Source organism: Argonema galeatum A003/A1, from assembly GCF_023333595.1.
GTDB classification, from domain to species: domain Bacteria; phylum Cyanobacteriota; class Cyanobacteriia; order Cyanobacteriales; family Aerosakkonemataceae; genus Argonema; species Argonema galeatum.
The window spans coordinates 173,448-188,002 of record NZ_JAIQZM010000005.1 but is presented as its reverse complement, the minus strand read 5'-3'; the positions used below and the strand labels follow the sequence as shown (position 1 = coordinate 188,002).

At 44.6% G+C, this 14,555-nt stretch carries 12 protein-coding genes; 6 read left to right on the top strand and 6 right to left on the bottom strand.

Annotation, left to right across the window (positions count from 1 at the left end; genetic code table 11):
• Window positions 1-21: 21 nt before the first annotated feature.
• The 3 genes from LAY41_RS08225 (at window position 22) to LAY41_RS08215 (ending at window position 3,616) form a co-directional block, all read left to right on the top strand.
• Entirely contained in the window at window positions 22-1,341 is a 1,320-nt protein-coding gene (locus LAY41_RS08225) for an aromatic ring-hydroxylating dioxygenase subunit alpha (RefSeq protein WP_249096201.1), read from the top strand.
• Between the two features lie 85 nt (window positions 1,342-1,426).
• Window positions 1,427-2,044: a Uma2 family endonuclease gene (locus tag LAY41_RS08220; protein ID WP_249096200.1), complete on the top strand. Its 618-nt coding sequence runs from the start codon at window positions 1,427-1,429 to the stop codon at window positions 2,042-2,044.
• A 177-nt stretch (window positions 2,045-2,221) separates the two neighbouring features.
• Complete coding sequence (locus LAY41_RS08215; protein WP_249096197.1) at window positions 2,222-3,616, top strand: pentapeptide repeat-containing protein; 1,395 nt, start codon at window positions 2,222-2,224, stop codon at window positions 3,614-3,616.
• Here the strand turns inward: LAY41_RS08215 and LAY41_RS08210 are convergent.
• Window positions 3,588-3,878 carry a hypothetical protein gene (locus tag LAY41_RS08210; protein WP_249096186.1) on the bottom strand — a complete coding sequence of 97 codons (291 nt, stop codon included), beginning with the start codon at window positions 3,876-3,878 and terminating at the stop codon, window positions 3,588-3,590. The genes LAY41_RS08215 and LAY41_RS08210 overlap by 29 nt on opposite strands.
• Window positions 3,879-4,029: 151 nt before the next feature.
• Between LAY41_RS08210 and acs the strand changes: the two genes are divergently transcribed.
• Window positions 4,030-6,000 (top strand): acetate--CoA ligase, encoded by a 1,971-nt coding sequence (gene acs, locus LAY41_RS08205; RefSeq protein WP_249096181.1) that lies wholly within the window; start codon window positions 4,030-4,032, stop codon window positions 5,998-6,000.
• A gap of 62 nt (window positions 6,001-6,062) precedes the next feature.
• Here acs and LAY41_RS08200 read toward each other — a convergent pair whose 3' ends face one another.
• The 3 genes from LAY41_RS08200 to LAY41_RS08190 all read right to left on the bottom strand — a co-directional run bounded on the left by LAY41_RS08200 (window position 6,063) and on the right by LAY41_RS08190 (window position 8,354).
• Window positions 6,063-6,800 (bottom strand): Uma2 family endonuclease, encoded by a 738-nt coding sequence (locus LAY41_RS08200; RefSeq protein ID WP_249096180.1) that lies wholly within the window; start codon window positions 6,798-6,800, stop codon window positions 6,063-6,065.
• 346 nt (window positions 6,801-7,146) lie between these two features.
• On the bottom strand, window positions 7,147-7,959 hold the full coding sequence (locus LAY41_RS08195; RefSeq protein WP_249096178.1) for a tetratricopeptide repeat protein: 813 nt from the start codon (window positions 7,957-7,959) through the stop codon (window positions 7,147-7,149).
• Between the two features lie 119 nt (window positions 7,960-8,078).
• Complete coding sequence (locus tag LAY41_RS08190; RefSeq protein ID WP_249096176.1) at window positions 8,079-8,354, bottom strand: AbrB/MazE/SpoVT family DNA-binding domain-containing protein; 276 nt, start codon at window positions 8,352-8,354, stop codon at window positions 8,079-8,081.
• Between the two features lie 199 nt (window positions 8,355-8,553).
• Here LAY41_RS08190 and LAY41_RS08185 point away from each other — a divergent pair, with 199 nt between their 5' ends.
• Complete coding sequence (locus tag LAY41_RS08185) at window positions 8,554-9,459, top strand: hypothetical protein (protein ID WP_249096173.1); 906 nt, start codon at window positions 8,554-8,556, stop codon at window positions 9,457-9,459.
• 33 nt (window positions 9,460-9,492) lie between these two features.
• On the opposite strand, the gene LAY41_RS08180 is transcribed toward LAY41_RS08185, so the two are convergent.
• Window positions 9,493-11,514 carry a S9 family peptidase gene (locus LAY41_RS08180; protein WP_249096170.1) on the bottom strand — a complete coding sequence of 674 codons (2,022 nt, stop codon included), beginning with the start codon at window positions 11,512-11,514 and terminating at the stop codon, window positions 9,493-9,495.
• Window positions 11,515-11,658: 144 nt separating this feature from the next.
• On the opposite strand from LAY41_RS08180, the gene LAY41_RS08175 reads away from it, so the two are divergent.
• The gene (locus tag LAY41_RS08175; protein WP_249096169.1) at window positions 11,659-12,423 is read left to right on the top strand and encodes a tetratricopeptide repeat protein; all 765 of its coding nucleotides are present in this window, start codon (window positions 11,659-11,661) and stop codon (window positions 12,421-12,423) included.
• 37 nt (window positions 12,424-12,460) lie between these two features.
• Here LAY41_RS08175 and LAY41_RS08170 read toward each other — a convergent pair whose 3' ends face one another.
• On the bottom strand, window positions 12,461-14,275 hold the full coding sequence (locus LAY41_RS08170) for a hypothetical protein (protein ID WP_249096167.1): 1,815 nt from the start codon (window positions 14,273-14,275) through the stop codon (window positions 12,461-12,463).
• Window positions 14,276-14,555: the final 280 nt, after the last annotated feature.

The following is a 14,555-nucleotide window of genomic DNA, read 5'->3' as shown; positions in this document are numbered from 1 at the left end:
AGTCCTATAGCTAGTTGCCAAATGACATCAGAGTTCAACTTCTTCCAACATTGGTATCCGCTTTCACCTATCGAAGACCTCGACCCAAATCTACCAACGGCAGTAACTGTTTTAGGACTGCCTTTGGTAATCTGGAAGCCCAAGTCATCCGAGACATACCGTGTATTTTTAGATCGATGTCCCCATCGCTTAGCGCCTTTGAGTGAGGGGCGTGTGGATGAAAAAACGGGTAATTTAATGTGCAGCTATCACGGTTGGGAATTTGATGCCGAAGGAATTTGTACTCGTATTCCCCAAGCAGAAAATCCCGAATTGGTTATTGAAAAGCAAAAATATCTCTGTGCAACGGCGCTACCAACTCGTCAGGAGCAAGATTTACTTTGGGTATGGCCAGATGTTAATTCAACCGCACTAGCTAGTACCGTTCCGTTACCATTATCCCCTCAAGTAGATACAAGTAAAGGGTTTGTTTGGTCTTCGTTTGTGCGAGATTTGGAGTATGATTGGCAAACGTTAGTTGAGAATGTAGCTGACCCCAGTCATGTCGCTTTTGCTCATCACGGAATTCAGGGAAATCGAGAAAAAGCTACACCAATTCCTATTAAAATTGAGGAATCAAATCCTGATTTAATTAAAGCAACAACACCTTTAGGTTCAATTACATTTGAACCGCCTTGTCGCTTGGAATATGCAATTAAATTTGGTGAAACAAAGCAGGTTGGGCTAGTTACTTATTGTATACCTATATCTCCCGGTAAATCCAGAATAGTTGGACAGTTTCCGCGTAATTTTGCCAAAAGGGTTCTTCAGTTAACTCCCCGTTGGTGGGATCATATTAACAACCGGAATGCGGTATTAGATGGAGATATGATTTTACTTCAACAGCAAGAGTACTTTCTCCAACAAAAGCAACAAAAAGAAAATTGGCAAACTGCATATAAATTACCGACAAGTGCTGACCGTTTGGTAATCGAGTTTCGCAAGTGGTTCGATAAGTATTGCGATGGAAAGTTACCTTGGGAAGAAGTGGGAATCACTGTTAAAGAAAAACAGGAAATCTCCAACAATCGTCAGTTTGTGCTAGACAGATATAGACAGCATACTCAGCATTGCGATAGCTGTCGAACAGCGGTTTTAAAGATAAAGCGGATCAAAATAGCGCTGTTAGGATATGTGGCTATTACTGTTCCCGTTGTGGCTGTTTTCCCAGATGCAGTTAGACTGAAGTTTGGTCTGCCTTTGATAGTGGTAGCTTTGTTGAGTTTAGGGGTTTATAGTTGGCTGAAATTTTGGTTGGAACCGAAGTTTTATTTTGTGGATTACGTACACGCAAAAAGGTAGTGGTGGTTAATCAAGTTGTATAATTTATGACATGGAATAAGCGATCGCATCTCTCAATTTTTCCAATTACATAAGGAGGTTTACTATGGTATCTACTCCTGAATCTAAATACATGAGTTCCCAAGAATATCTAGATTGGGAAGAACAACAACCTATTAAATACGAATATATCAACGGCGAAGTGTTTGCCATGACTGGGGGAACGCTTCCCCATAATTCGATCGCCCTTAATTTAGCTTCAGATCTAAAATCTCACGTCAGGGGTAAAGGGTGTAAAGTATTTATGGCAGATGCCAAACTGGGTGTATCTGAAAAAGGCCCATTTCACTATCCTGATGTCACAGTAACTTGTGACGAACGAGACAAAAACGCCCGCAAAGTTATTTATCATCCCTGTCTAATTGTCGAGGTTCTTTCTCCTAGTACGGAAAGTTTCGATTCTCCTACGGAGACGCTACGCGAACGTGGTAAGAAATTCCAACAATATCGTCGCATTTCCACTCTCAGAGAATATGTTTTAATCAGTGCAGAACAGATAAATGTTGAAGTTTTTAGATTAAACGATCGAGGAATTTGGGAACTTTATACTTATATGGAACGAGAGGAAGTTTATTTAAGTAGTGTTGATTTTCGGTGTGCGCTCGAACTTTTGTATGAGGATGTCGTGCTAGAATCTGACGAAGAAGAAACAGTAGGTATGTAGTTAGGTACGTTGTTGCGCTTTAGCGCTATGGGGTTTTTGGTTGTACTAGCGATCGCTCTTTTCAAGAACATCATTTTTATGGGAAAATCTGGGTATTCGTGCTACGAATATCCCTACTGATTGAGATAGGGGGCAAAATTGGGTAAAATATCTGTAAATCCCTAGATATTTACTAAAATGGCTGACCAAGAATTTGATGTGGCGTCTTTGGTTTCCCGAATTGAACAACTGGAAGAACAACAAAAGGTTGTCAAGCAATATGTTCAAAAACTGAAACGCCAGCTAGATGATTTGACAGAACAGTTTAATAATCGCCCTGAATTGCAGCAGTTAGAAGGTTTGCGGCGGAAGATTTTGGAGTTGCAACAGCAACGGGATGGGGGTGTTGGTGCAAGCGGCGACTCCCATATTACTCAATCTTCTAAGTCATCGGTAACTAAGGCGGCGGTTGATACTAAGGATGAATTGGAAAAAATTAATTGGGAACTGGAAAAAATTGACCGTAAACTGCGGGAAGAACATCTAAAGCAGTCACCGCCTTCACAGGCTAACTTATCTGTGACAACTTCGACTCGTACTGAGGCTGTGGATATTCAGCCTACAAGTCAACAGGCTGTTGTCAGTTCTGTAAATACCGATGATATCGCACCTGTTCAAGATGAGAATATTGGTGATTCTACTGAGGAAAATCAGGAACCTGTTGTTAGTGCTGAGGACTTTTTGAAGCGATATGAGGAGGGAGAAAGGGATTTTACTGGGATTAATTTAGCTGGAGTTGATTTGAGTGGGAAATCTTTGAAGAACGTTAACTTAAATGGGGCAAACTTGCAACGAGTAAATTTGAGTAGCACAGACCTAACTAATGCTTATTTGATTGAAGTTAACTTTAGTGGTGCTAATCTTAGCAAAGCAAATTTGCACAGTGCAAATTTATTTGATGCGAATCTAAGTGAAGCAATCTTGAGGGAGACACAGTTGTATTATGCTAACTTAACTGGGGCTAACTTATGTGGAGCAACCTTAAGCGGCGCTAAGTTAGATTTGGCTTATCTAAGAACGGCAAATTTAAGTGCCGCAAACCTAACGGAGGCAACTTTATACGGCGCTAATCTAACAACAGCAAACTTAAATAGCGCAAATTTAAGCAATGCTAACCTAAACAGTGCTAACTTAACTGGAGCAGATTTGAGTAAAGCAAAACTCACCCAAGCAGACTTAAGTTCAGCAAACCTAAGCGGCGCTAACTTAACTGGAGTAAGTTTAATTGGGGCTAGATTTGATGCTGCAAACCTAAGCGGCGCTAACTTAACTGGAGTAAGTCGAATTGGGGTTAACTTTCAGCAAGCAAATTTAAGCGGACAAAATTTGAGTGGTCTTAATCTGTGCGGCGCTAATCTTTCCTACAGCAACTTGAGTGGGGCAGATTTAACTTCAACAGATTTTCGTGGGGCAAACTTGAGTGGTACAAACCTAGAAAAAGCTAACTTAAAAGATGCAAAACTGACTGGCGCAAACTTAGAAAATGCAAAGCTGACTGGCGCTATTATGCCTGATGGCACAACTCAGGAGTAGATTTTACCTTTGAGAAGTTATCTGGAGAGTAAGAAACGCGGTTTCTTGAAGAAACCGCGTTTCTGAGGTATGTTTCTGAGCCAACTGCTAGATAGCGCCGAAAATCGTTACGTATTTTTAAAATTTCCTGCTGTTCAAACTCGATCGAAGGTTCCTCCAAGGATAATAACTCGGTGAAAAAACGTCCGGTTTGCTCTTCCAGTTTCAAAAGACAATGAAGGTCGTTTAAAGATAATTGTCTTACTTCTTTATTTAGTGTCATAGGTCTTCGGATGTTAACTGTCGTCTGCTATTATTATTCCATACAGGCAGCCGTCGGAGCGCTATTAATCTTAACGAAACTAAAAACTCTTTTGGTCAATTTTGCGTCAAGATATTGATTTGCTGAAGTAAAACAAACTGCACTCACAATAATGTCTGAATCAACCATAGAATCAGTCCTGCAAGAAAAACGTCTATTCCATCCCTCTGCTGAATTCTCGCAAAAGGCTCATATCAAGAGTTTAGAGGATTATCAGCAACTATACGATCGCGCTAAAGCCGATCCGCAGAAGTTTTGGGCCGAATTGGCAGAACAAGAGTTAGAGTGGTTCCAGAAGTGGGATACTGTGTTAGATTGGCAACCACCTTTTGCTAAGTGGTTCGTCAACGGCAAAATCAATATTTCCTACAACTGTCTGGATAGACACCTCACCACTTGGCGCAAAAATAAGGCGGCTTTAATCTGGGAAGGGGAACCTGGGGACACCCGCACTCTCACTTACGCACAGCTGCACCGGGAAGTTTGTCAGTTTGCCAATGTGCTAAAACAGCTAGGTGTACAAAAAGGCGATCGCGTCGGTATCTATATGCCGATGATACCGGAAGCGGCGATCGCAATGTTAGCCTGTGCCAGAATTGGCGCACCTCACAAGGTTGTGTTTGGGGGTTTCAGCGCCGAGGCGTTGCGCGATCGTCTCATCGACGGACAAGCTAAGCTGGTAGTCACCGCTGATGGGGGTTGGCGCAAAGATGCGATCGTTCCTCTCAAAGAACAAGTAGACAAAGCTTTGGCAAATGGCGCTGTACCAACTGTCACAGATGTCGTCGTTGTCAAGCGTACTGGTCAAGAAATACACATGGAATCGGGGCGCGATCGCTGGTGGCACGACTTGCAAAAAGGTGTCTCCGCCGATTGTCCAGCCGAACCGATGGACAGCGAAGACTTGCTGTTCATCCTCTACACCAGCGGCAGCACCGGCAAACCGAAAGGCGTCGTACACACCACAGGTGGTTACAATCTATACACCCACATCACCACCAAGTGGATTTTCGACCTTAAAGATACCGATGTATATTGGTGTACCGCCGATATCGGTTGGATTACGGGACACAGCTACGTACTTTATGGCCCCTTGTCCAACGGTGCCACCAGTCTGATCTATGAAGGTGCGCCGCGTGCGTCGAATCCCGGTTGTTTTTGGGATGTGATTGAAAAGCACGGCGTCACTGTTTTTTATACCGCGCCTACCGCGATTCGCGCATTCATCAAAGCGGGCGAACAGTTGCCTAACGCCAGAAATTTGTCTTCTCTGCGCTTGCTGGGAACCGTAGGCGAACCGATTAACCCGGAAGCTTGGATGTGGTATCACCGGGTGATTGGTGGGGAACGCTGTCCGATCGTGGATACCTGGTGGCAAACGGAAACTGGCGGGATTATGATTACGCCGCTACCTGGTGCGATCGCGACTAAACCCGGTTCTGCTACCCGTCCCTTCCCCGGAATTATCGCCGATGTTGTCGATTTGGATGGCAACCCGGTTGGGGATAACGAAGGTGGCTATCTATCGGTGAAATATCCTTGGCCGGGGATGATGCGGACATTGTACGGCGATCCCGATCGCTTCCGTCGCACTTATTGGGAACATATTCCGCCCAAAGATGGGCAGTATTTTTACTTTGCCGGGGATGGTGCTAGAAGGGATGAAGATGGCTATTTTTGGGTGATGGGGCGCGTAGATGATGTAATTAATGTTGCCGGACACCGCCTCGGTACGATGGAAGTAGAATCGGCATTGGTGTCTCACCCTGCCGTTGCTGAAGCGGCTGTTGTGGGTAAACCGGATGAACTGAAAGGGGAAGATATTGTTGCTTTTGTTACTTTGGAAAGCACTTATGAAGCAAGTGACGAACTGAACAAAGAACTGAAGCAGCACGTTGTCCGTGAAATTGGTGCGATCGCACGTCCTGGAGAAATTCGCTTTACCGATGCTTTACCGAAAACGCGATCGGGCAAAATCATGCGGCGATTGTTGCGAAATCTGGCTTCCGGTCAAGAAATTTCTGGCGATACTTCTACCTTAGAAGATCGGGGAGTTTTGGATAAGTTGCGAGAAGGAACTTAAGGAAAATTAACCGCAGATGAACGCAGATAAACGCAGATAATTATCTGCGTTTATCTGTGGTTTTATAAACTTTCCGGTTGAATACCTTGGTCGCGTAATTGCGATCGCAACCTTTCCAACTCTTGTTCTGCTCGATCGGCCCGTTGGCGTTCCTGTTCGGCCCGTTGGCGTTCCTGTTCGGCTTGTTGTTGCATTTCTTCCTCTGGAAACAGCACCAAATCACCCCCATCTGTAAAAAATCGCAGTTTGTTCTGGTAAATTCCCAAATACAACTCTAGCTGTTGACTCCACAGCCACCCCCTGTCATTTGGTACAATTTCCTGATATTGACCTTCTACCAAATGAAAACCCTTGAATTCCAGATCTGCTGGGTCAAACCAAAAATAATCCAGGGTACGAAATATATCCTGGTAAATTTGTTTTTTCAGACCTTTGTCAACAGATGCCGTTGAGTCAGATAAAAGCTCTACAATTACATGGGGATATTTACCATCCTCTTGCCAGACAACCCAACTCTTGCGGTCTTTTTTTTCGGTTCCCAAAACTACAAAAAAATCCGGACCACGAAAATATTCTGACTTACGCTGATTAGGACTGTAATAAACCGTCAGGTTGCCAGTAACGTAGAAGTCTTGACGTTCTCGCCACCACCATTTCAGCAAACGGATCAGCAGTTCGATTTGTTCGCGATGCAGGTCACTTTCCAAAGGCGGTTCCTCACTCCATAGGTCGCCAGGGGGAAACTGGATATCCTCTGCAATGTCTTGCAAAATCGGCTCTGAAGTAATGCCTTGAGACATATCAGCTACCCTTGTAGATATTAATCGATTTTAGCCTAAGTTTGGGCTCGTATTGGATAATCTCCTCGTGCGTCCTGGAGAAATTCGCTTTACCGATGCTTTACCGAAAACGCGATCGGGCAAAATTATGCGGCGGTTGTTGCGAAATCTCGCTTCCGGTCAATAAGTTTCTGGCGATACTTCTACTTTAGAAGATCGGGGAGTTTTGGATAAATTGCGGGAAGGAGCTTGATTGAACAATTACTGGCTTCCTGCGAAAAGATAGGGGCAATCTTAACTTTATGAAACTTTGTGGGGTGGGCATCTTGCCCACCCCATACTGTGTCTGCTTGTTTCAATTTATCAGCTAACGCTTAGGAGAAGAGCGTAATTGTTGGTAATTATTAACTACTTTTTGGATAAATTCACCGCGTCCAGGTAAACTGTTAATGATTTTGGGGTCGGATGTACCATACCAAAATACGGCAGCAGCACGCCTAACAGCCTGTAATTCATTATTTTGGCTTTGGTAATATTCTTCATTCAGAAATACGCGCACTCCACACTCCACTATTGACCTTGCTAAGGCAGGATTGGCAGCGAATTGCTCTGGTAAAACAACCTTTCTAGTGCAAAGTCTAGACAAGTTAGCAATGGGTTTCGGTAAAAGTTGCCAATCACTATATACAGGAAAGTTTTGCTGTTTCATGTTCACTATAGTTAGCCGTAATGCTTCCGCTAGCGCTTTTACCCATGAATCAGAAATCTGGATTGTTCTATTAGAATACCACCTCGAATATCTTTCTAATTCTCTGACTACATTGGCTCGATTAGCTCCTCGATTAGGATCTATAGATATTATGCGATCCCAAGTAGCGATCGCTTCTTCGTATCTGCCCAACGCTTGTAAAGCAAAAGCTTTGTTGGCTAAAATATCTATTAAATTAGGGCTATTCTTCGGAGAGTTAGCTAATGCGCGATCGCAAGCTAGTAAAGCTTCTTGTGCTGCTGCTTGCTGTTCGGGTATAGCCATTTCTGGGCTATTGATTGGTGCTTTACACTGCCTTACTAAACTATAGCGATCGCTTTGTTGTGCTAGCAAGGTTTGAGAAGTTTGCAATTGATTGGAAATAAAAACAACTGCAATAGTTAAACCAACACATACCATAGATTTTTTCATTACTAAACCTTTCTCAAAAGGAAATTTTACAAGTTGTTCCAGTGCGAGATCCCGCCCCAGCAATTAGTATGCTAGTATCTGCGAAAACTCTACGCATCTTTTTGCTTTTCCTGCCAGATTTACTCTCGTTCTGCTTCTACCCCAGCCACCAAATCGGTCAAGCTTACACCTTCATCTTCCATGATGGCGATAATTTTGTCTGCCAGTTGAGGAACTTGGGGCTGTCTGGGGGTAAGCAAAACCAGATCGCCTACTTGGAGCATCGTCAGCATATCTCCCTCTGTCAAGTTGAGGTTATCCTGTACAACCTGCGGAACGGTAATCTGTCCTTGTTCCTGTAGGCGAATGGGGAATATTCTCATCTCAATGTTAGTGTTTTGTAACGAGTATGTCACAAGTTTAACTTTTCGCTCTATCATATTTTATTAATCTTATCCAAGATTATTGGAAATTTCAACAGCGATCGCTTTCCCATTACCAAACCTCTTTTTTATCTCCCGATCTTTTAAAATAAAGATAAAATATCAATGACAGCCTTTATAGATTTCAATCCCTCCCTAACATCCGTGGGTTCAATCCCAAATCTAAAATCGAATGACACGATTTATTCACGACCAATTTGCCAAAGATTATTTAGAAGAACTCTTAGCACCTTTTGGGGAAGTGAAAGCGCCTCGAAGGGTAGCAGCAGAAGTGAGGGAAATAGACGTTTGGTTTGACCCCACAACCAATACAGAGGTATTAGGATTACTCGGTCAGTTAGCTGCAAAGCCTGCCGTTTTTGAACCGTTCCGCAATGCAGCTACTCCCACCGATATCTGTAATTGCCTATTAAAACTTCTCACCCTGCGAGGAGAGTCGCAACGAGAAGCAAATCGCAAAAAAGAGCGTCTTTCGGAGGAAACATTACCTCGTTTGTGGATTCTTTCCCCAACCGCCTCGGAATCCATCCTCAACGGATTTAGAGCTATAATCGATCTAGAAAACTGGGGAGAAGGAATTTATTTTCTAGGGGATTATTTGCGTACAGCAATTGTGGTAATTCATCAGTTACCAAAAACAGAAGCAACCCTTTGGCTGAGGCTTTTAGGCAGAGGGAAAGTGCAAGAGGACGCAATTGATGAACTAAGAACAAACTCTCCCTCCCATCCGTTACAGTCAAATGCTCTCAAGTTACTGACCAATTTCCAAGCTAATTTGCAAACAACAGAAGATTTAGACCAAGAGGAAAGGAGTTTAATTATGAAGTTATCGCCTTTGTACATTCAATGGGAACAAGAAGCTCTCAAAAAAGGAGAGGAACAAGGAATTCAACAAGGAATTCAACAAGAGAAGCGTCTGATGATTGAGAGTATGCTGGAGGTTAAATTTGGGGTAGTTGATGAAGAGTTATCGCCAATTGTGGAAGCATTGATCCAATTGTCAACCAAGGAAGTTACCCAATTGATTATGCAATCTGACCGTGAGGAGTTATTAGGTCGGTTTAAGGGAGAAAATTGAGTGAGTAAGGTGGGCATTGCCCACCCTACCAACTTATTTAATCACAGCAGAATGACCCTGGATATCTGTCATCGGTTCAAACCGACCGCCTAAGTATTTAGAGAGAAACTCCTCTGCTACGGCAAAGAAGTGCAGGCGATTTTCCGGTCGCGCAAAGCCGTGTCCTTCATCGGTATAAAGGGCGTATTCCACCGGCAATCCAGCTTTCTGCATAGCTTCAACAATTTGATCGCTTTCTGACTGTTTCACCCGTGGGTCGTTGGCACCTTGACCGATTAGCAAAGGTTTCTTGATGCGATCGATAAAAAATAAAGGCGATCGCGACTTCAAAAACTCCTCTTCCGTTTCCATATTTCCGATGCGATGGTACATCGACGCCTTCAGCGGTTCCCAATAAGGCGGGATAGTTTGCAACAGAGTAATCAAATTACTCGGCCCCACGATATCCACACCGCAAGCAAACACATCTGGCGTGAAAGTCAATCCCACCAAAGTTGCATAACCGCCGTAAGAACCGCCCATAATCGCAATCTTACTGCGGTCGGAAATGCCTTTTTCAACCAACCAATTAACGGCGTCAATCAAGTCATCGTGCATTTTGGCTGCCCATTCGCGATTGCCAGCATTCAAAAATGCTTTGCCGTAACCTGTGGAACCGCGAAAATTCACTTGCAGCACCGCATAACCGCGATTAGCCAACCATTGCGCCTCGGAATCATAACCCCAGTAATCCCGCGCCCAAGGGCCGCCGTGAACGAGTAGGACTGTGGGAACCCCCCCTCTGTCCCCCCCGTCCACAGGGGGGATGAAAGAGGAGCTGTCCCCCCCGTGGACGGGGGGGATGACAGGGGGGGTTCCTCCGTCCACAGGGGGGATGACAGGGGGGGTTCCTCCGTCCACAGGGGGGATGACAGGGGGGGTTGTCAAGTAGCCGTGGACAGTCAAGCCGTCCTGCGCCTCGTAGGAAACTGGCTGCATTGGCGCTAGGTGTAACCCTTCCAGTTTGGGTTGATTGCTGAACAGGAAAGTGCTGGTTTTGCGATCGCGGTTGTAAGCGTAGTAGTAAACCGGGCCATTGTCGGTAAGATAAGCCACCAGCCAGTTTTTGTCTGCCAAGTCGCGACTGGAAATGGCGAACTCTCCAGGACGCACTTTTGCGATCGCCTCAAAATCCTCAGCGATACTTTCATCTAAAACGTTCCACTCTTGCTTATCTTTGTAGAAAGAAACCGCCTGGATGACTCGCGTTATCGGCTGAATCATTACGCCGCCGACATCGTATTGGGGATCTTCGGCGATAACGCTTTCTTCACGAGTCGAGAGGTCTAGGGCCAAAAGACGCTGGGCATTAGCATCGTGATTGCCCTCAATATAAAGGGTTTTGCCATCAGCCGAGAAGCTGACTGGCCCGCCTTCCTCATCTGGCCCCCAGTGGCGCAGGGTTTCCCACTCTTTGTCAGTCGTTTCCCGGAATAAAAAGTCGGAACCGCCATCAGGCGTACTAGCTATAGCTGCACGCACTTGGAACTCGGCGTCAGCTGTCCAACTGACGATGTTACCTGGGTTGTCGGTATCGAACTCAACGGCACCATTTTTCAGGTTGACGCGGTAAACGTCAAACTTTTGGGGGTTGTTGAGGTTCATCCCCACAATCATCTCATCTGGGAATTTGGGGTCAAGTCCCATCGGCTGTGCTTTCACACCTTGGAATGGCGTTAAGTCGCGGACAAGATTTGAGTGAATATTGACCGCGAACAGGTGAAAGTTCTCGTCGCCGTCCGAGTCTTGCATATAAATCAGCCGATCGGCGTTATAAGTCCAGAAGAAAATGCGGATACCGCGCTTTTTGTCGGCGGTGATTACGCGATCGTCCTCAATTCCCACAGTTCGCAGCCACACCTGCAAGACATTCTTCTCGTCAGGGGCAATATACGCCAGGTACTTGCCATCCGGCGAAAGTCTGGGACTGGTGCGTTCGGGATTCCCAAAGAGAATTTCGCGGGGAATTAGCGGCGGTAGCTGGTTCGCCTCTAGGGAGACGGATGCAGTTTGCATGGTTTCCTTTTATGCTTACCTTCCTATTGTCACGTTGCTGGTGGATATAGCAACTCGTCTAATTAGGCGATCCAATTGGATGAAGAAGCGATCTGCTAAATTAAACTGTAACCATTCCCTATTTTTTAAGGTCAAGCTCGGCTTATGAAGATCGATAGCAGCGCGAACAAGGCATTAACTAAATCTCTGGCTGGAATAGTTCTTGGCGTTTTAGCTGGGTTGGGAGTGTCTATTTGTCTATTGCCACAATCTACTTTGGCGCAGATAGATGATGGTCAACCCTCCCTAAACGTGCGGCCAAATGCGCGGCCAAGGAATGTTCAGCCGCTTCCCGCCGCCGAACCAGGAGATTACGAAATCAAAGGAAATGACTTGCAACGATGCTCCTTGAATGCTACCAATAACAAGAAAAGTTGTACTCCTGTCGTTTCTGGGTACGAACAAATTGTCATCTACGGCACTCAGGTTTTTAGCCAAGGGAGTGTGGCAAGTGCGGAATCTATATTTCGACAATTGACTCGATCGCACCCTAAAGAGGCAACACCTCACTATAAATTAGGGGTAGCTCTTGACCGTCTAGGCAGAACAGATGAAGCTATCACCGAATACCGTCAAGCAATTCAAATTAATTCCAAACACGCACTAGCGCGTAACTCTTTGGGGGTAGCTTTGGCTAGACAAGGTCAGCTACCAGATGCAATTAGCGCGTGGCGCGAAGCTATTCAAATTAATGCGGAATATGCAGACGCTTTGACTAATTTGGGACTAGGTTTGTTGCAGCAAGGACAGGAAGCGGAAGCAGTAGAAAGCCTTAAAAAAGCAAAGGAATTATTTATGAAGCAAAGAGAATTTCAGAAAGCTAAACAAGTTGACGAACTCTTGCAGCGAATAGCTTCTCAAGCCACCTAGAATAGGGGTTTTTGTTTCTTCTAGAAACCCCGCTTTTTCAGTTTTTCGGCAAAGATTTGATAATACATTCTGCTGGCATTACAACTAAATTGTTTGACTTCAAAACCGTACATTGCTGTGCGACTTCTGCCAAAGCTGGATAAATTCCCTGCTGTAATCTAGTTATTGCTTCTTTTGCTGCTGGTTGATACTGCATCAACCAGGGATTTGTTTCTATATGCTGGGGTGTAAAAGCTGACTCTTCTATCATCCAAAAATCCACGCCATATTTTTGAATAAAGCTTTTCAGTTCTTCTCCATCTAGAGTGTACTGAGCATGAATAAGATCGATCGCACGCTGGCGTATTTGAGCGTAGTATTTGGTATGGTAAGGCAGAGAATATTCGGAACTTACTAGGATGGAACGCTTGCTAAAGGTTGGGAGAAGATTCGCTTCGCCTTCCAAAGACGCGATCGTAATATCTTTTGGTTGCTTTTGAAAAAATTGGTATAGTTCTGGCGATCGACCTATTTTGTAAGCAGTTGTAGGAAAGTTCTTCAAAAAGTTGGGGTGTAAGATCAGTGCTGCTGCGATCGCACCAGTCACCCACAGCTTCCAATTATATCCCCTTTCCTCGCTCCCCCCTCGCTCCCCCCTTGGTAAGGGCTCTCTCTCTTGAGCCCCCCTTGGTAAGGGGGGTTGGGGGGATCTTTCCGGTTTTGCCGTGAGGAAAGATTGCAGAAGTGCATCCAGTAACAGGGTGAGTGCTAGTCCACCTGCTAGAGCCAAAACAATTCGCAGGGTATGTTCAGTGTAGCGGCTAGGACAATAAAGTTTAAACAGCAGCGCATGAGCTGCCAAAAACATTACCAAAGATGCCAAGATAACTTCGCCCAAAATTTTGACGCGGCTTCTTTTAAACTGCTTAATTAAAGGAAAGCGCGACGGATATCGTAATAAAAAAGGCAATGAAAAACCCACCAAAATTGACTGCGGCTTTAGCCACGGTAGCAAACCGCTGTCTTTGCCATTTAGCCAAAAAATCAAAAAATTGCTGTGAAAAAACTTAGCTCTTCCTCCAGGTAAAAACTCCGGTAAAGTCCTAGCTACACTCCCTGTAATAGTTGGGCCATATTTAGCTGATGCCAGCACCGATGGTAACACTGAGAGCAAAGCCACTCCCAGTGCTAGAGCTAAGAACGCATAATATTTCCTATCTCCAGATAGATGAGGTAATCCCTTTTCCCAATTCCACAACCGCAGAAACAATAGCACGATCGAAATCAGCACCACCAAGGGATAAAATAAACCTTGCAGTGCAACAGTCACCAGACAAGGTAGCCACGAACGCCGCAACAAATAGTACAAAAATGCTGTAAAAAGCGGATATAAAAATGCTCTTGGTGTAGCCGAAACCAAGTCATCTTTCATCCAGAGACTTTGATTTAACAGCAGCGTAGAAATAAATCCAGCAACTGGCAGCGGTAATATCTGCATACAGACGCCAAAAGCGTAAACTGTTGTTATCAATCCCAATACCATTGGCAGAATTTTACTCAACAGCAAAGCAGGAATCCCTACTCCTGCCATTAGCTGATAAAGAGCGCTATATGCGGGAGGTGTAACTGATTGGTAATAATCAGCAATTAAATCGTTAGGCAGCAACTGCGGATCGGCAAACCGCTGCATTAAGAATACATATTGCCGCGCATCATCTTGCACGACGTACTCATTACCCAAACCTTTTTGAAGTCCTAGAATGCCATAAATTGTGGCAAAAATCAGGCTCAAACCCAACCAAAAAAGCACTTTATTTTTGGATGGTTTAGCAAGAGGATCGGTTAAAAATTGATGCAAACGTTTGATTAGCATGAAAAATAAGTTAATAGTTTTGTAATGTGGGGATTCTCTACTATAATACTGTGCTGCTTAGGTAGACTCAACCCCCTCTTAAGAGTCTATCCGAAAAGTAGGTACGTGGATATTTTTTACCACAGATGTAGATCTGGATTTATCGTGAGGTATTCAAGTAGAATCTGATTTATCGGATAGCCTTCGCGTTCTCATATCTGCGTTCATCTGCGTTCATCTGTCTACCCTACGGGAAGGCTGCGCCTACATCTGCGGTAAAAATTTAACCAACGATGACAAC